Below are 17322 nucleotides of genomic sequence, written 5' to 3' on the forward strand. Positions count from 1 at the left end.
GGTTCGTGAACGGATGCACGCACTCGCACGGTCCCCCGGGCCGGCGGCGGCGGGGGCGTCGACACGCCTCCGGGTGACCCTCCGCTCCCCCGTCGGCGCTCCCGCCCGCCCCGCATCCACCCCCGCGCCTGCCCCGTGTCCACCTCCGTACACACGGGCTCCCCCGACCGGGGGACGCCGATCCCTTTATCACCCCCGCACCCCCCTTGCCAATTTGCCTGCACCTGGCATCGTTTGATAGGGCGAGCCGCCTTCTACCTGCGGTAACAAGCTCGGATGTCACCTTTGGTAACCATGCGGATGCTTCGCGTATGAAGATCACCACTCATCGCGCTTCATGATCGTTCGTCAGGTGGTGGAGATCACAAACTCGGTGTTGTTGCCCGTGTCGCAGATCACAGACGAGCAGGCATAAGATGCGCACCAGTCCGGCTTGTGAACTGCCTCACATGCGAGCGCTCGATCGGGGGCGTGATCTTCGTGGGGCGGCGCACGCCCCCAGCTGTCGCTGGGAGGTGCCCCCGGCCGGCAGCGGTCCAACGGTCAAGGACGACTGGAAGGAGCGAGGAGCGTGAATGCGTACGCACCCATCCTCGTGCTCGGCGCCCTCGGCGCAGGGTTTGCGATCTTCTCCGTGGTCATGGCCACGCTGATCGGTCCAAAACGGTACAACCGGGCAAAGCTTGAAGCCTACGAATGCGGCATCGAGCCGACGCCGATGCCGGCCGGCGGCGGCCGCTTCCCCATCAAGTACTACCTGACGGCGATGCTCTTCATCGTCTTCGACATCGAGGTTGTCTTCCTCTACCCCTGGGCCGTCACCTTCGACTCCCTGGGGATCTTCGGGCTCGTCGAGATGCTGCTCTTCGTGCTCACCGTCTTCGTCGCCTACGCCTACGTGTGGCGCCGCGGCGGCCTGGAATGGGACTGAGGGGCTGAATTTTCCATGGGACTGGAAGAAAAGCTGCCGAGCGGCTTCCTGCTGACCACCGTCGAACAGGCCGCGGGATGGGTGCGCAAGTCGTCCGTCTTCCCGGCGACCTTCGGTCTGGCCTGCTGCGCCATCGAGATGATGACCACCGGAGCGGGCCGGTACGACCTGGCCCGCTTCGGCATGGAGGTCTTCCGCGGCTCCCCGCGCCAGGCCGATCTGATGATCGTGGCCGGGCGGGTCAGCCAGAAGATGGCGCCGGTGCTGCGGCAGGTGTACGACCAGATGCCCGCTCCCAAATGGGTCATCTCCATGGGGGTTTGTGCATCTTCGGGCGGAATGTTCAACAACTACGCGATCGTCCAGGGCGTCGACCACATCGTCCCGGTGGACATCTATCTGCCCGGCTGCCCGCCGCGCCCCGAGATGCTGATGGACGCGATCCTCAAGCTCCACCAGAAGATCCAGGGCGGAAAGCTCGGCGTGAACCGGGAGGAAGCGGCCCGTGAGGCGGAGGAGGCGGCCCTCAAGGCCCTCCCCACCATCGAGATGAAGGGGCTGCTCCGGTGAGCGAGACCCAAGAGCCGGAGAACGGCAGCAACGGAAGCAACGTCCCTGCGCCGCGTGACCAGGGCCCCGAGGTCATCGGCGTCCGCAAGGGCATGTTCGGTGCCGCGGGCGGCGGGGACACCAGCGGCTACGGCGGCCTCGTGCAGACCGTGGCCATGCCCGGCGCGACGAGCCGGCCGTACGGCTCCTACTTCGACGAGGTGGCCGACGAGCTCGAAGGTGCGCTGGAGGAGCAGGACCTGGTCCCGGGGAACGCCATCGAGAAGACGGTGGTCGACCGGGGCGAGCTCACCTTCCACATCGCCCGCGAGCACCTCGTCCGGGTCGCGCGCACCCTGCGCGACGACCCGGCCCTGCGCTTCGAGCTCTGCACCGGCGTCTCCGGCGTGCACTTCCCCGGGGACAAGGGCCGCGAGCTGCACGCCGTCTACCACCTGCGCTCGCTCACGCACGGCCGGATCCTGCGGCTGGAGGTGTCCGTCCCGGACGGCGACCCGCACGTCCCCTCGCTCGTCTCCGTCTACCCGACCAACGACTGGCACGAGCGCGAGACGTACGACTTCTTCGGCCTGATCTTCGACGGGCACCCGGCCCTCACCCGGATCATGATGCCGGACGACTGGCAGGGCTTCCCGCAGCGCAAGGACTACCCGCTCGGCGGCATCCCCGTCGAGTACAAGGGCGCCCAGATCCCGGCTCCCGACCAGCGGAGGTCGTACAGCTGATGTCCACGTCAAATCACGCCTCCGCCGATCACGCCTCCGCGCGCGAGACGACCGAGGGCACCGTCTACACCGTCACCGGCGGCGACTGGGACGAGATCGTCCAGTCCGCGGCCAAGGCCGACGACGAGAGGATCGTCGTCAACATGGGTCCGCAGCACCCCTCCACCCACGGAGTGCTGCGCCTGATCCTGGAGATCGACGGCGAGACGGTCACCGAGGCCCGCTGCGGCATCGGCTACCTGCACACCGGCATCGAGAAGAACCTCGAATTCCGGAACTGGACGCAGGGCACCACCTTCGTGACGCGCATGGACTACCTGACGCCGTTCTTCAACGAGACGGCGTACTGCCTCGGCGTCGAGAGGCTGCTCGGCATCACCGACCAGATCCCGGACCGCGCCACCGTCATCCGCGTCCTGCTGATGGAGCTCAACCGGCTCTCCTCCCACCTGGTGTGCATCGCCACCGGCGGCATGGAGCTGGGCGCGACCACGATCATGATCTACGGCTTCCGCGACCGCGAGCTGATCCTCGACATCTTCGAGCTGATCACCGGACTGCGCATGAACCACGCGTTCGTCCGCCCCGGCGGCCTCGCCCAGGACCTCCCCCCGGGCGCCGTCGACCAGCTGCGCGAGTTCCTCAAGACCATGAAGAAGAACCTGCCGGAGTACGACAAGCTCGCCACCGGCAATCCCATCTTCAAGGCCCGCATGCAGGACGTCGGCTACCTCGACCTCACCGGCTGCATGGCGCTCGGCGCCACCGGCCCGATCCTGCGCTCCGCCGGCCTGCCGCACGACCTGCGCAAGTCGGACCCGTACTGCGGCTACGAGAACTACGAGTTCGACGTGCCGACCACCGACACCTGCGACTCCTACGGGCGGTTCCTGATCCGCCTGGAGGAGATGCGCCAGTCGCTGCGGATCGTCGAGCAGTGCCTGGAGCGCCTGGAGCCCGGACCGGTGATGGTCGCCGACAAGAAGATCGCCTGGCCGGCGCAGCTCGCGATGGGCCCGGACGGTCTCGGCAACTCGCTCGACCACATCAGGAACATCATGGGCACCTCCATGGAGGCCCTCATCCACCACTTCAAGCTGGTGACCGAGGGCTTCCGGGTACCGCCCGGCCAGGCGTACGCGGCCGTCGAGTCACCCAAGGGCGAGCTCGGAGTGCACGTCGTCTCCGACGGCGGGACCCGCCCCTACCGGGTCCACTTCCGCGACCCGTCCTTCACCAACCTGCAGGCCATGGCCGCGATGTGCGAGGGCGGCCAGGTCGCCGACGTCATCGTCGCCGTCGCCTCCATCGACCCCGTGATGGGAGGCGTCGACCGATGACCGCCAGTCCTTCGAACCAAGGGGTCTCGCTGGGCATGCCCCAGCTGCCGGCCCCCGACTTTCCGGCGGAGGTACGCGAGCGCCTCGAAGCCGACGCCAGGGAAGTCATCGCCCGCTACCCCGACAGCCGCTCCGCCCTGCTGCCGCTGCTGCACCTGACCCAGTCCGAGGAGGGCCACGTCTCGCGCACCGGCATCCGCTTCTGCGCCGAGGTACTGGGCCTGACCACCGCCGAGGTCACGGCCGTGGCGACCTTCTACACGATGTACCGGCGGGGGCCCTCCGGTGACTACCAGGTCGGCGTCTGTACGAACACCCTGTGCGCGGTGATGGGCGGCGACGCCATCTTCGAGGAGCTCAAGGAGCACCTCGGGGTCGGCAACAACGGGACCACCCCCGACGGCAAGATCACCCTCGAACACATCGAGTGCAACGCGGCCTGCGACTACGCCCCCGTGGTGATGGTCAACTGGGAGTTCTTCGACAACCAGACCCCCCAGTCCGCCAAGGCCATGGTCGACGACCTGCTGGCCGGCCGCGAGGTCTCGCCGACCCGGGGCGCGCCGCTGTGCACGTACAAGGAGACCGCCCGGATCCTGGCCGGCTTCCCGGACGAGCGCGAGGGCGCGGTCGAGGCGACCGGCGGCGCCGGCCCCGCCTCCCTGATCGGGCTGCGCATCGCGCGCGGCGAGTCCGCGCACACCCCGATCGTCCACCCGCGCGGCGAGGCCACCACCGAGGGAGGGGAGTGATGTCGGTGTCTTCCGAACTGAGCAACGGGGGCAATGGGAGCACCTCCCATCCGGCGGCCGGCGGCGGTACCAGCCCGGAGAAGCTCCTCGCCCCCGTGCTGTCCGCCTTCTGGGACGAGCCGCGGTCGTGGACGCTGGAGACCTACCGGCGCCACGAGGGGTACGAGGGCCTGCGCAAGGCGCTCGCGATGACCCCGGACGACCTCATCGCCTACGTGAAGGACTCGGGCCTGCGCGGACGCGGCGGCGCGGGCTTCCCCACCGGAATGAAGTGGCAGTTCATCCCGCAGGGCGACGGAAAGCCGCACTACCTCGTCGTGAACGCGGACGAGTCGGAGCCGGGCACCTGCAAGGACATCCCCCTCCTCTTCGCCAACCCGCACTCCCTCATCGAGGGAATGATCATCGCCTGCTACGCGATCCGCTCGGAGCACGCCTTCATCTACCTGCGCGGGGAGACGGTGCCCGTACTGCGGCGCCTGCACGAAGCCGTGCGCGAGGCGTACGCGGCCGGATACCTCGGCAAGGACATCGACGGCACCGGGCGCAACCTCGACATCACGGTGCACGCGGGCGCGGGCGCGTACATCTGCGGCGAGGAGACGGCGCTGCTCGACTCCCTCGAAGGCCGGCGCGGCCAGCCCCGGCTGCGTCCCCCCTTCCCCGCGGTCGAGGGGCTCTACGCGTGCCCCACTGTCGTCAACAACGTGGAGTCGATCGCCTCGGTTCCCGCGATCCTGAACAAGGGCAAGGACTGGTTCAAGTCGATGGGGACCGAGAAGTCCCCCGGCTTCACGCTGTACTCGCTCTCCGGGCACGTGGCCGGCCCCGGCCAGTACGAGGCCCCGCTCGGCATCACCCTGCGCCAGCTCCTCGACATGAGCGGCGGCATGCGCCCCGGGCACCGGCTGAAGTTCTGGACCCCGGGCGGCTCCTCCACCCCGATGTTCACCGACGAGCACCTCGACGTCCCGCTCGACTACGAGGGCGTGGGCGCCGCCGGCTCGATGCTCGGCACCAAGGCCCTGCAGTGCTTCGACGAGACGACGTGCGTGGTGCGGGCCGTGACCCGGTGGACCGAGTTCTACGCCCACGAGTCCTGCGGCAAGTGCACCCCGTGCCGCGAAGGCACCTACTGGCTGGTCCAGCTGCTCCGCGACATCGAGGCCGGCCAGGGCGTCATGTCCGACCTCGACAAGCTGAACGACATCGCCGACAACATCAACGGCAAGTCCTTCTGCGCGCTCGGCGACGGCGCGGCCAGCCCGATCTTCTCCTCGCTCAAGTACTTCCGCGAGGAGTACGAGCAGCACATCACGGGCAAGGGCTGCCCCTTCGACCCCAGGAAGTCGACCCTCTGGGCCGACACGGAGGTGAACGCATGACCGTCACCACTCCAGCGGCCTCCGGGGGCGGAGCGGCGGTTCCACCGGAGAACACCGTCTCGCTGACCATCGACGGGGTCGAACTGTCCGTGCCCAAGGGCACCCTCGTCATCCGGGCCGCCGAGCAGCTCGGCATCGAGATCCCCCGGTTCTGCGACCACCCCCTCCTCTCCCCGGCCGGCGCCTGCCGCCAGTGCATCGTCGAGGTCGAGGGCCAGCGCAAGCCGATGGCCTCCTGCACCATCACCTGCACCGACGGCATGGTCGTCAAGACCCAGCTGACCTCCGAGGTCGCCGACAAGTCCCAGCGCGGGGTGATGGAGCTGCTGCTCATCAACCACCCGCTGGACTGTCCGGTCTGCGACAAGGGCGGCGAGTGCCCGCTGCAGAACCAGGCGATGTCGCACGGCAACGCCGAATCGCGGTTCGAGGGCAAGAAGCGCACCTACGAGAAGCCGGTCCCGATCTCCACCCAGGTGCTGCTGGACCGCGAGCGGTGCGTGCTGTGCGCGCGCTGCACCCGCTTCTCCAACGAGATCGCCGGCGACCCGATGATCGAGCTGCTGGAACGCGGCGCGCTCCAGCAGGTCGGCACCGGCGAGGGCGACCCCTTCGAGTCGTACTTCTCGGGCAACACCATCCAGATCTGCCCGGTCGGCGCCCTCACCTCGGCCGCCTACCGGTTCCGCTCCCGCCCCTTCGACCTCGTCTCCTCCCCGAGCGTGTGCGAGCACTGCGCGGGCGGCTGCGCGACCCGCACCGACCACCGGCGCGGCAAGGTGCTGCGCCGCCTCGCCGCCGAGGACCCCGAGGTCAACGAGGAGTGGATCTGCGACAAGGGCCGCTTCGGGTTCCGCTACGCGCAGCGCCCGGACCGGCTGACCACCCCGCTGGTGCGCAGCGCCGCCGGGGTGCTCGAGCCGGCGAGCTGGCCCGAGGCCCTGGAAGCCGCGGCCAACGGACTCGCCGCCGCGCGCGGCCGGGCCGGGGTGCTGACCGGCGGCCGGCTCACCGTCGAGGACGCCTACGCGTACGCCAAGTTCGCGCGGGTGGTGCTCGACACCAACGACATCGACTTCCGGGCCCGCGTGCACAGCGCGGAGGAGGCCGATTTCCTGGCCTCGGAGGTCGCCGGGTACGGGGTCGACCTCGGCGGGCAGCGGCTCTCGTACACCGCCCTGGAGGCGGCCCCGGCCGTGCTGCTCGTCGGCATCGAGGCGGAGGAGGAGGCCCCCGGCGTCTTCCTGCGGCTGCGCAAGGCCCACCGCAAGCGGAAGCAGCGGACCTTCTCCGTCGCCCCCTTCGCCACCCGCGGCCTGCAGAAGGCGGGCGGCACCCTGCTGGCCGCCGCCCCCGGCACCGAGCCCGAGTGGCTCGACGCGCTGGCCTCCCGGACGGGCCTGGAGACCGGCGGCGCCGAAGCCGCCGAGGCGCTGCGGCAGCCCGGCGCGGTCATCCTCGTAGGGGAGCGCCTCGCCGGAGTGCCGGGCGCGCTGACCGCCGCCGTACGGGCCGCCGGGGTCACCGGAGCCACCCTGGTGTGGATCCCGCGCCGGGCCGGTGAGCGGGCCGCCATCGAGGCGGGCGCGCTGCCGTCCCTGCTGCCGGGCGGCCGCCCCGCCACCGACCCGCGGGCCCGCGACGAGGTCGCCACCGCCTGGGGCCTGGACGAACTCCCGCACCGCTACGGCCGCGACACCGGCCAGATCGTCGAGGCCGCGGCGACCCGGGAGCTCTCGGCCCTGCTGATCGCGGGCGTCGAGGTCGCCGACCTGCCGGACCCGGCCCGCGCGCGGACCGCCCTCCAGGAGGCCTTCGTGGTCTCCCTGGAACTGCGGCCCGGCGAGGTCACCGACCACGCGGACGTGGTCCTCCCGGTCGCCGCGGTCGCCGAGAAGTCCGGCGCCTTCATCAACTGGGAGGGCCGGGTCAGGCCGTTCGAGGCCGCGCTCAAGCCCGACCAGATGACCCGCCGGCTCGCCCCGGCCGACGCCCGCGTGCTCCACATGCTGGCCGACGCCGCCGACCGGCCGATCGCCCTGCCCGACGTGCACGCCGTACGCCGGGAGATCGACCGGCTCGGTCCGTGGGCCGGGGAGCGGGCCGCCGCGCAGAGCGCGGACACGGTGGCACTGCCCCGTCCGGGCACCGGCGAGGCGGTCCTCGCGGGCCACCGGCTCCTCCTGGACCTCGGCCGGCTGCAGGAGGGCGACGACGCCCTGGCCGGCACCCGGCACGAGGCGAGCGCCCGGCTGTCGGCCGCCACGGCAGCCGAGACCGGCGTCAAGGACGGCGACGTCCTCGCGGTCACCGGCCCGGCCGGCTCCGTGGAACTCCCGCTCCGGATCACCGAGATGCCCGACCGCGTGGTCTGGCTCCCGCTGAACTCCACCGGCTCCGGCGTCCTCGCCGACGCCGGCGCCCGCCCGGGCACCCTCGTACGCATCGGCCCGGCGACCCCGGCCGGCGCAGGCGACACCACTGCGGAGGTGGGCGCGTGAACACCGTTCAACTCGCTGCCGAGGACCTGTCCCTGTTCGGCAAGGACGTCTGGTGGCTCGTCCTCCTGAAGGCGGTCTTCTGCTTCGCCTTCCTGATGGTGACGGTGCTCTTCTCCATCGTGTGGGAGCGCAAGGTCGTCGCCTGGATGCAGCTGCGCATCGGCCCGAACCGGCACGGACCCTGGGGCATGCTCCAGTCGCTCGCCGACGGCGTGAAGCTGATGCTCAAGGAAGACCTGATCGTCAAGCGGGCCGACAAGGTCATCTACGTCCTGGCCCCGATCATCGCGGCGATCCCGGCCTTCATGGCCATCGCGGTGATCCCCTTCGGGCCCGCGGACGACGAGATCTCCATCTTCGGCCAGCGCACCACGATGCAGCTGACCGACCTGCCCATCGCGATGCTCTACATCCTCGCGGTGGCCTCGGTCGGCATCTACGGCATCGTGCTGGCGGGCTGGTCCTCCGGCTCCACCTACCCGCTCCTCGGCGGCCTGCGCTCCTGCGCGCAGATGATCTCCTACGAGATCGCGATGGGCGCGGCCTTCGCCTCGGTCTTCCTCTACTCCGGATCGATGTCGACCTCGGCGATCGTCGAGGCCCAGGCGGACCGCTGGTTCATCGTCCTGCTGCCGGTGTCCTTCATCATCTACGTCGTCACGATGGTCGGCGAGACGAACCGCGCCCCCTTCGACATGCCGGAGTCCGAGGGCGACCTGGTCGGCGGTTTCAACACCGAGTACTCGTCCATCAAGTTCGCGCTGTTCATGCTGGCCGAGTACGTCAACATGGTCACCGTCTCGGCGGTCTCGGTCACCCTCTTCCTGGGCGGCTGGCGGGCCCCGTACCCGATCAGCTCCTTCTGGGAGGGCGCGAACCACGGCTGGTGGCCGATGCTCTGGTTCGTCCTCAAGGTGCAGCTGCTGCTGTTCTTCTTCATCTGGCTGCGCGGCACGCTGCCCCGCGTGCGCTACGACCAGCTGATGAAGCTCGGCTGGAAGGTACTGATCCCGGTCTCGGTGGTCTGGCTGATGCTGGTGGCCACCGTCCGGGCGCTGCGCAACGAGGCGTACGACTTCAGCGAGATCGTCCTCTACGTCGGCGGCGCCGTCGTGGCGATCCTGCTCCTCTCCTTCGTCGCGGACGTCTTCCGCGACAAGCGGGAGAAGAAGACGGCGGCCGCCGAAGCGGTGCACGACGCCGAGCCCTTCGACCCGCTGGCGGGCGGCTTCCCCGTACCGCCCAAGCCCGGCCAGCACCTGGCACCCGTACCGCGCAGGCGGTCCCGCACCGAGCGGGAGCTGATTGTCAGTGGTGGGACGAATACTGACAGTGACCGAGAGGAGGCTTGAGAGATGTCCGACGAGAAGTGGCAGAACCCGGTGGCGGGCTTCGGCGTGACCTTCAAGGCCATGTTCAAGAAGCGCCTCACCGAGCAGTACCCGGAGCAGCAGAAGACGACCGCACCGCGCTTCCACGGACGGCATCAGCTCAACCGGCACCCCGACGGTCTGGAGAAGTGCATCGGGTGCGAGCTGTGCGCCTGGGCCTGTCCCGCCGACGCGATCTACGTGGAGGGCGCGGACAACACCGAGGAGGAGCGCTACTCCCCGGGTGAGCGGTACGGCCGGGTCTACCAGATCAACTACGCCCGCTGCATCCTGTGCGGGCTGTGCGTGGAGGCGTGCCCGACGCGCGCGCTGACCATGACGAACGAGTTCGAACTGGCCGACTCCAGCCGCGAATCGCTCATCTACACCAAGGAGCAGCTGCTGGCCGGCCTGACCGAGGGCATGGTCGAGGCACCGCACTCGATCTTCCCCGGCACGGACGACACGGACTACTACCGGGGTCTGGTGACCGGGGCCGCCCCGGGCACCGTCCGGCAGGTCGCGGTCTCCAAGGGCGAAGTCGCTCCGGAGAACGGGCAGTCCGAGGAGGTGGACGCATGAGCGCCATCGCCGCTTCCGCCACCTCCATGACCTCCACGGGCGAGGCGATCCAGTTCTGGATCCTCGGCACGGTCGCCGTGATCGGCGCACTGGCCACGATCCTGATGAAGAAGGCCGTGCACAGCGCCCTCAGCCTGGCCGGGACGATGATCATCCTGGCCGTCTTCTACCTCGCCAACGGGGCGTACTTCCTCGGCGTCGTCCAGGTCATCGTCTACACCGGCGCGATCATGATGCTCTTCCTCTTCGTGGTCATGCTCGTCGGCGTCACCGCCGCCGACTCCCTGAAGGAGACCATCAAGGGGCAGCGCTGGCTGGCCGCCCTGTGCGGGCTCGGCTTCGGCATCCTGCTGATCGCCGGCATCGCCAACGCCGGGCTCACCCACTTCAACGGGCTCGGCCGGGTCAACTCGGGCGGGCACATCGAGGGCCTGGCGCAGCTGATCTTCACCAAGTACGTCTTCGCCTTCGAGATCACCGGCGCGCTGCTGATCACCGCAGCCGTCGGCGCGATGGTGCTCACCCACCGCGAGCGCACCGAACGGGCCGCCACCCAGCGCGAACTCGCCGAGAAGCGGGTCCGCGAGGGCGTCCAGCTCCCGCCGCTGCCCGCGCCCGGCGTCTACGCCCGGCACAACGCGGTGGACGTCGCCGGACTGCTGCCGGACGGCACCCCGTCCGAGCTGACCGTCAACCGCACGCTGCGCGCCCGCGGCCAGATCCGGGACGTCTCCAGCCAGGCGATCGACGACCTCAAGGCACTGGAGCAGGCCTCCTCGGAGCGCCTCGGCCGTGAGGAGGCCTCGAAGTGAATCCGGTCAACTACCTGTACCTGGCGGCCCTGCTGTTCACGATCGGTGCCACCGGGGTCCTGATCCGCAAGAACGCGATCGTGCTGTTCATGTGCGTCGAGCTGATGCTCAACGCCTGCAACCTCGCCTTCGTCGCGTTCTCCCGGATGCACGGCAACCTCGACGGCCAGATCATCGCGTTCTTCACGATGGTCGTCGCCGCCGCGGAGGTCGTGGTCGGCCTGGCGATCATCGTGTCGCTGTTCCGTACCCGCCACTCGGCCTCGGTCGACGACGCCAGCCTGATGAAGCTGTAAGGGGTCGCTGTGGAGAACCTGATTGCGCTGCTGATCGCGGCGCCCCTGCTCGGAGCGGTGGTGCTGCTCTGCGGCGGCCGGCGCCTCGACAAGGTCGGTCACTGGATCGGCACCCTGCTCGCGGCCGTCTCCTTCGGGATCGGCGTCGTCCTGTTCGCCGACATGCTGGGGCGCACGGCCGAGGACCGGACCCTGACCCAGAACCTGTACACCTGGATCCCCGTCGAGGGCTTCCAGGCGGACATGGCCTTCCAGCTGGACCAGCTGTCGATGACCTTCGTCCTGCTGATCTCCGGGGTGGGCACGCTCATCCACGTGTACTCGATCGGGTACATGGAGCACGACGAGCGCCGCCGCCGCTTCTTCGGCTACCTCAACCTGTTCGTCGCGGCGATGCTGCTGCTGGTCCTCGCCGACAACTACCTGCTGCTGTACTTCGGCTGGGAGGGCGTGGGCCTCGCCTCGTACCTCCTGATCGGCTTCTGGCAGCACAAGCCCAGCGCGGCCACGGCCGCGAAGAAGGCCTTCCTGGTCAACCGCGTCGGCGACATGGGCCTGTCGATCGCGATCATGCTGATGTTCACCACGTTCGGCACCTTCGCCTTCGAGCCGGTGTTCGCCTCCGTGGACAAGACCTCCGAGGGCATGCTGACGGCCATCGGCCTGATGCTGCTGCTGGCCGCCTGCGGCAAGTCGGCCCAGGTCCCGCTGCAGTCCTGGCTCGGGGACGCGATGGAGGGCCCGACCCCGGTCTCGGCCCTGATCCACGCGGCCACCATGGTGACCGCGGGCGTGTACCTGATCGTCCGCTCGGCCGCCGTCTTCAACGGGGCGCCGGACGCCCAGCTGGTGGTCACCGTCGTGGGCGCGGTCACGCTCCTCTTCGGTGCGATCGTCGGTTGCGCGAAGGACGACATCAAGAAGGCCCTGGCGGGCTCGACGATGTCGCAGATCGGCTACATGATCCTCGCCGCGGGCCTCGGCCCGATCGGCTACGTCTTCGCGATCATGCACCTGGTGACGCACGGCTTCTTCAAGGCGGGCCTCTTCCTCGGCGCGGGTTCCGTGATGCACGGGATGAACGACGAGGTCGACATGCGCAGGTACGGAGGTCTGCGGAAGTACATGCCGGTCACCTTCGTCACCTTCGGCCTCGGATACCTGGCGATCATCGGCTTCCCGGGCCTGTCCGGCTTCTTCTCCAAGGACATGATCATCGAGGCGGCCTTCGCGAAGGGCGGCACCGAGGGCTGGATCCTCGGCGGGGTCACCCTGCTGGGCGCCGGCATCACCGCCTTCTACATGACCCGCGTCATGCTCCTCACCTTCTTCGGCGAGAAGCGCTGGCAGCCGGACGATGCCGGCCACGAGCCGCACCCGCACGAGTCCCCGAAGTCCATGACCATCCCGATGGTCATCCTGGCCTTCGGCTCGGTTTTCGCCGGAGCCTTCTTCGAGATCGGCGAGCGCTTCCTGAAGTGGCTGGAGCCCGTCACGGGCTACTCGCACGGCAACCCGCCGGTCAGCGCCATGACGGTGACCGCGGCCACCATGGTGATGCTCCTCGTCGGCGTCGGCATCGCCTGGGCGATGTACGGCAAGCGCCCCGTCCCGGTCGTCGCCCCGCGCGGCTCGTTCCTCACCCGGGCGGCACGCAAGGACCTCTACCAGGACGACTTCAACCACGTCGTGCTGGTGCGCGGCGGGGAGCACCTGACCCGCTCGCTCGTGTACCTCGACCACAGCGTGGTCGACGGGGTGGTCAACGGGACGGCCGCCTCGGTCGGCGGGCTCTCGGGCCGCCTGCGCAAGCTGCAGAACGGCTACGCCCGCAGCTACGCGGTCTCGATGTTCGGGGGCACGGTGGTCCTGATCGCCGCGACCCTGCTGATGAGGGCGGTGTGAAATGAGTTTCCCGCTTCTGACGGTGACGGCCGCGGTCCCCGCGGTCGGCGCGGTCCTGACGGCGGCCGTACCGGCCGCCCGCAGGACCGCCGCCAAGTGGCTCGCGCTGCTCTTCTCGCTGGCGACACTGGCCCTGGCCGTGCTCGTCGCGGTCCGCTTCGACCCGAGCGGTGACCGCTACCAGCTCACCGAATCCCGGCCCTGGATCGCCGACTTCGGCGTCCGCTACGAACTGGGCGTGGACGGGATCGGGGTGGTGCTCATCGGGCTCACCGCGCTGCTGATCCCCTTCGTGATCGCGGCCGGCTGGCACGACGCCGACCCCCTGGAGACCAAGAGCTCCCGGTGGCGGCCGACCCAGGGCTTCTTCGCCCTGATCCTGATGGTCGAGGCGATGGTGATCATCTCCTTCGAGGCCACCGACGTCTTCCTCTTCTACATCTTCTTCGAAGCCATGCTCATCCCGATGTACTTCCTCATCGGCGGCTTCGGGGACCGGGCCCACGGTGGCTCCGAGGAGAACGCGGCCACGCAGCGCTCGTACGCGGCGGTCAAGTTCCTCCTCTACAACCTGGTCGGCGGCCTGATCATGCTGGCGGCCGTCATCGGCCTCTACGTGGTCGCGGGGAACTTCTCTCTCCAGGAGATCACCGCAGCCCGCGCCGCGGGCACGCTCGACATGTCCACCAACACCGAGCGGCTGCTGTTCCTCGGGTTCTTCTTCGCCTTCGCGATCAAGGCCCCGCTGTGGCCGCTGCACACCTGGCTGCCGAACGCGATGGGCGAGTCCACCGCCCCGGTCGCCGTACTCATCACCGCCGTCGTCGACAAGGTCGGCACCTTCGCGATGCTCCGCTTCTGCCTCGGGCTCTTCCCCGACGCCAGCAAGTGGGCCACGCCGGTGATCCTCGTCCTGGCCCTGATCAGCATCGTCTACGGCGCGCTGGTCGCGGTCGGCCAGCGGGACATCAAGCGGCTGGTCGCCTACGCCTCGATCTCGCACTTCGGCTTCATCATCCTGGGCATCTTCGCGATGACCTCCCAGGGCCAGTCCGGCGCCACCCTCTACATGGTCAACCACGGCCTGTCGACGGCGGCGCTGATGCTGGTGGCCGGCTTCCTGATCTCGCGGCGCGGCTCGCGGCTCATCGCCGACTACGGCGGTGTCCAGAAGGTCGCCCCGGTCCTCGCCGGCACCTTCCTGATCGGCGGCCTCGCCACCCTCTCGCTGCCGGGCCTCGCGCCCTTCGTCAGTGAGTTCCTGGTCCTGGTCGGCACGTTCGCCCGGTACCCGGCCGTCGGCATCATCGCCACCACCGGCATCGTGCTCGCCGCGCTCTACACCCTGGTGCTCTACCAGCGCACGATGACCGGCCCGGTGAAGGAGGAGGTCCGCACCATGCCGGACCTGCGCCTGCGGGAGGTCCTGGTGGTCGCCCCGCTGATCGCCCTGCTGATCGGGCTGGGCGTCTACCCGAAGGTGCTCACCGACATCGTCAACCCGGCGGTCGAGCACACCATGTCGGACGTGAAGCAGACGGACCCGCAGCCCGAGGTCGACGTCGAAGCCGAGCACGCCAAGAATGGGGAGGTGGCGAAGTGAGCACGCTGACTTCCGCCCACAGCCTGTGGACACTGGCGGCCGAGGCACCGGCCGAACGGATCCCGGCACCGACCATCGAGTACGCACAGCTCGCGCCCACGCTGATCGTGGTGGGCGCGGCGGTGCTAGGGATCCTCGTCGAGGCCTTCGTGCCCCGCAAGTCCCGTTACTACGTCCAGGTGTTCCTCGCCCTCGCCGCGCTGGCCTCGGCCTTCGCCGCGGTCGTCGGCCTCGCGGCCGGCGGGTACGGGTCCGGCAAGGCGCACATCGCCGCGATGGGCGCCGTCGCCGTGGACGGCCCGGCGCTCTTCCTGCAGGGCACCATCCTGCTGGCCTCGGTCGTGGCGGTCTTCACCTTCGCCGAGCGGCGGCTGGACCCCGCGGCGCACGGAAACCGGGTGGACTCCTTCGCCGCCCAGGCGGCGTCCGTGCCGGGCAGCGACAGCGAGAAGGCCGCCGTCAAGGCGGGCTTCACCACCACCGAGGTCTTCCCGCTGGCCCTGTTCGCGATCGCCGGCATGCTGATCTTCCCGGCGGCCAACGACCTGCTGACGCTGTTCATCGCCCTCGAGGTCTTCTCCCTCCCGCTGTACCTGCTCTGCGCCGTCGCCCGCCGCCAGCGGCTGATGTCGCAGGAAGCCGCGGTGAAGTACTTCCTCCTGGGTGCCTTCTCCTCCGCCTTCCTCCTCTTCGGCATCGCGCTGCTCTACGGGTACGCGGGCTCGGTCTCGTACGCGGTGATCGCAGACGTGGTCGACGGCACGGTCGCGAAGATCGACCCGGCGCTGGCCTCCACCATGGGCAATGACGCGCTGCTGCTGATCGGCGGCGCGCTGATCCTGATGGGCCTGCTCTTCAAGGTCGGCGCGGTCCCCTTCCACATGTGGACCCCGGACGTCTACCAGGGCGCCCCGACCCCGGTCACCGGTTTCATGGCGGCGGCGACCAAGGTGGCCGCCTTCGGCGCCCTCCTGCGCCTCCTCTACGTCGTCCTGCCGGGGCTGCGCTGGGACTGGCGTCCGGTGATGTGGGCGGTGGCCATCGTCACCATGCTCGCGGGTGCGGTGATCGCCGTGACCCAGACGGACGTCAAGCGGCTGCTCGCCTACTCCTCGATCGCGCACGCGGGCTTCATCCTGGCCGGTGTGATCGCGACCTCGGCGCAGGGCGTCCAGTCCGTCCTCTTCTACCTGGCCGCCTACTCCTTCGTGACGATCGGCGCCTTCGCGGTGGTCACGCTGGTGCGCGACGCGGGCGGCGAGGCCACGCACCTGTCCAAGTGGGCCGGGCTCGGCCGGCGTTCGCCGCTGACGGCGGCCGTCTTCGCGGTGTTCCTGCTCGCCTTCGCGGGCATCCCGCTCACCTCCGGCTTCACGGGCAAGTTCGCCGTGTTCAGTGCGGCGGCGGAGAGCGGCGCCGGGGTGCTGGTCGTGGTCGGTGTGATCTCGTCCGCGATCGCCGCGTTCTTCTACATCCGGGTGATCGTCCTGATGTTCTTCAGCGAGCCGAAGGCCGACGGCCCGACGGTGGCGGTCCCCTCGCCGCTGACGATGACCACCATCGCGGTGGGCGTCGCCGTCACCCTGGTCCTGGGCCTCGCCCCGCAGTACTTCCTGGACCTGGCGGGGCAGGCGAGCACCTTCGTCCGCTGACCGGTCCGGCCCGGAGGAAGGGCCCGGCTCCCCTTGGGGAGCCGGGCCCTTCGCCCGTTGCGCGGGGCTCCTTCTCCGGACGGTCGTGGAAGATCCCCGTCCGGACGCGGCCTGGGTCGTCTCTTTCGGATCTTGTCGGCCGAGCCCGCGGCGTCCGGTGCCGTAGATGGCAAGGCGGAGGGGCGTGCCGTGTACTGGACGTACTCGGGTGCCCCGACAACGCGGCCAGGTGCGGTGCCGGGCGTCGCGGGCCCGGCAAGATCCGGAAGAGACGGCCTAGTGGCCGTGCGGGTGGGCGGCGGCCGGCTTGCCCGGGGTGGGGGCCTTCTTCGGGCAGGTCAGCGCCGGGTTCCAGTTGTGGAAGCGGCCGGCCGGGTTCTCCTTGTACGCCCACATGTGCAGGTCGTAGTGCTTGGGCATGCCCGCCCAGTGGCCGGGCATCGGCCCGTCGAAGGGGAGGCCGAACATGCTCGGCCGGTCGTCGCTGGTCTTCAGGTCCTGGTCCCGGTCGGTCGACATCCACTCCACCGTCTCGAGCCTGCGGCGGCCGTTGCGGTCCTTGTCCTTGCTGTAGAGGAGCGCGGTCGGCCTGGCGGGGTCCATCGAACCCCAGTTGGCCTGCTTCACGTAGTGGTAGCCCATGGCGCCCACCCCGAACGGGTTGGTCATGCACGCCTCGCCGTGCGGGACGTACCCGTCCTTGAGCGCCGCCCGCTCGTCCGCGTACTTGGCCGTCACCGCGATCGCCGTGGCCATGTCCCGCATGGCCTGCTTGTTCCGCGGGTCGGGCGCGGGACCCTCCACTCCGTGCGCCGGGACCACGGCGGCCAGGCCCAGCGACACGGCGGCGGCGATCACGAGGGCGGTCTTGCGGACATCGGGGGACATGGGGACTCCT

14 protein-coding genes and 1 pseudogene are annotated in these 17322 nt (G+C 69.7%); 14 read left to right on the forward strand and 1 reads right to left on the reverse strand.

Going from position 1 to position 17322, the window contains the following annotated elements:
* The first annotated feature begins 571 nt into the window (after positions 1-571).
* The 14 genes and pseudogenes from JYK04_RS24875 (at position 572) to nuoN (ending at position 16424) form a co-directional block, all read left to right on the forward strand.
* Positions 572-931, forward strand: coding sequence for an NADH-quinone oxidoreductase subunit A (locus JYK04_RS24875; RefSeq protein WP_030010013.1), 360 nt, complete (start codon positions 572-574; stop codon positions 929-931).
* Between the two features lie 15 nt (positions 932-946).
* Positions 947-1501, forward strand: a complete 555-nt coding sequence (locus tag JYK04_RS24880; RefSeq protein WP_030162005.1) for a NuoB/complex I 20 kDa subunit family protein — start codon at positions 947-949, stop codon at positions 1499-1501.
* Positions 1444-2226 (forward strand): annotated as a pseudogene (locus tag JYK04_RS24885) (NADH-quinone oxidoreductase subunit C); the annotation flags it as partial. The gene JYK04_RS24880 and the pseudogene JYK04_RS24885, both read left to right, overlap by 58 nt.
* Positions 2226-3566 carry an NADH-quinone oxidoreductase subunit D gene (locus tag JYK04_RS24890; RefSeq protein ID WP_189733485.1) on the forward strand — a complete coding sequence of 447 codons (1341 nt, stop codon included), beginning with the start codon at positions 2226-2228 and terminating at the stop codon, positions 3564-3566. The pseudogene JYK04_RS24885 and the gene JYK04_RS24890, both read left to right, overlap by 1 nt.
* On the forward strand, positions 3563-4318 hold the full coding sequence (gene nuoE / locus JYK04_RS24895; RefSeq protein ID WP_189733482.1) for an NADH-quinone oxidoreductase subunit NuoE: 756 nt from the start codon (positions 3563-3565) through the stop codon (positions 4316-4318). Before JYK04_RS24890 ends, nuoE begins: the two co-directional genes overlap by 4 nt.
* Positions 4318-5703: an NADH-quinone oxidoreductase subunit NuoF gene (nuoF, locus tag JYK04_RS24900; protein ID WP_189733480.1), complete on the forward strand. Its 1386-nt coding sequence runs from the start codon at positions 4318-4320 to the stop codon at positions 5701-5703. The genes nuoE and nuoF overlap by 1 nt, the downstream gene beginning before the upstream one ends.
* Positions 5700-8204: an NADH-quinone oxidoreductase subunit G gene (locus tag JYK04_RS24905; protein ID WP_189733478.1), complete on the forward strand. Its 2505-nt coding sequence runs from the start codon at positions 5700-5702 to the stop codon at positions 8202-8204. The genes nuoF and JYK04_RS24905 overlap by 4 nt, the downstream gene beginning before the upstream one ends.
* On the forward strand, positions 8201-9556 hold the full coding sequence (gene nuoH, locus JYK04_RS24910) for an NADH-quinone oxidoreductase subunit NuoH (RefSeq protein WP_189733476.1): 1356 nt from the start codon (positions 8201-8203) through the stop codon (positions 9554-9556). Before JYK04_RS24905 ends, nuoH begins: the two co-directional genes overlap by 4 nt.
* Before the next feature lie 3 nt (positions 9557-9559).
* Entirely contained in the window at positions 9560-10156 is a 597-nt protein-coding gene (gene nuoI / locus JYK04_RS24915) for an NADH-quinone oxidoreductase subunit NuoI (protein ID WP_189733474.1), read from the forward strand.
* Positions 10153-10968, forward strand: a complete 816-nt coding sequence (locus JYK04_RS24920) for an NADH-quinone oxidoreductase subunit J (protein WP_189733472.1) — start codon at positions 10153-10155, stop codon at positions 10966-10968. The genes nuoI and JYK04_RS24920 overlap by 4 nt, the downstream gene beginning before the upstream one ends.
* Positions 10965-11264, forward strand: a complete 300-nt coding sequence (gene nuoK / locus JYK04_RS24925; RefSeq protein WP_030653455.1) for an NADH-quinone oxidoreductase subunit NuoK — start codon at positions 10965-10967, stop codon at positions 11262-11264. The genes JYK04_RS24920 and nuoK overlap by 4 nt, the downstream gene beginning before the upstream one ends.
* A gap of 9 nt (positions 11265-11273) precedes the next feature.
* On the forward strand, positions 11274-13169 hold the full coding sequence (nuoL, locus tag JYK04_RS24930; RefSeq protein WP_189733470.1) for an NADH-quinone oxidoreductase subunit L: 1896 nt from the start codon (positions 11274-11276) through the stop codon (positions 13167-13169).
* Position 13170: 1 nt separating this feature from the next.
* On the forward strand, positions 13171-14772 hold the full coding sequence (locus tag JYK04_RS24935) for an NADH-quinone oxidoreductase subunit M (RefSeq protein WP_189733468.1): 1602 nt from the start codon (positions 13171-13173) through the stop codon (positions 14770-14772).
* Positions 14769-16424: an NADH-quinone oxidoreductase subunit NuoN gene (gene nuoN, locus JYK04_RS24940; RefSeq protein WP_189733466.1), complete on the forward strand. Its 1656-nt coding sequence runs from the start codon at positions 14769-14771 to the stop codon at positions 16422-16424. The genes JYK04_RS24935 and nuoN overlap by 4 nt, the downstream gene beginning before the upstream one ends.
* Before the next feature lie 276 nt (positions 16425-16700).
* Here the strand turns inward: nuoN and JYK04_RS24945 are convergent, their stop codons facing one another.
* Positions 16701-17312, reverse strand: coding sequence for a hypothetical protein (locus JYK04_RS24945; RefSeq protein ID WP_189733464.1), 612 nt, complete (start codon positions 17310-17312; stop codon positions 16701-16703).
* Positions 17313-17322 lie beyond the last annotated feature (10 nt).

The sequence above is a fragment of the Streptomyces nojiriensis genome, assembly GCF_017639205.1.
GTDB classification, from domain to species: domain Bacteria; phylum Actinomycetota; class Actinomycetes; order Streptomycetales; family Streptomycetaceae; genus Streptomyces; species Streptomyces nojiriensis.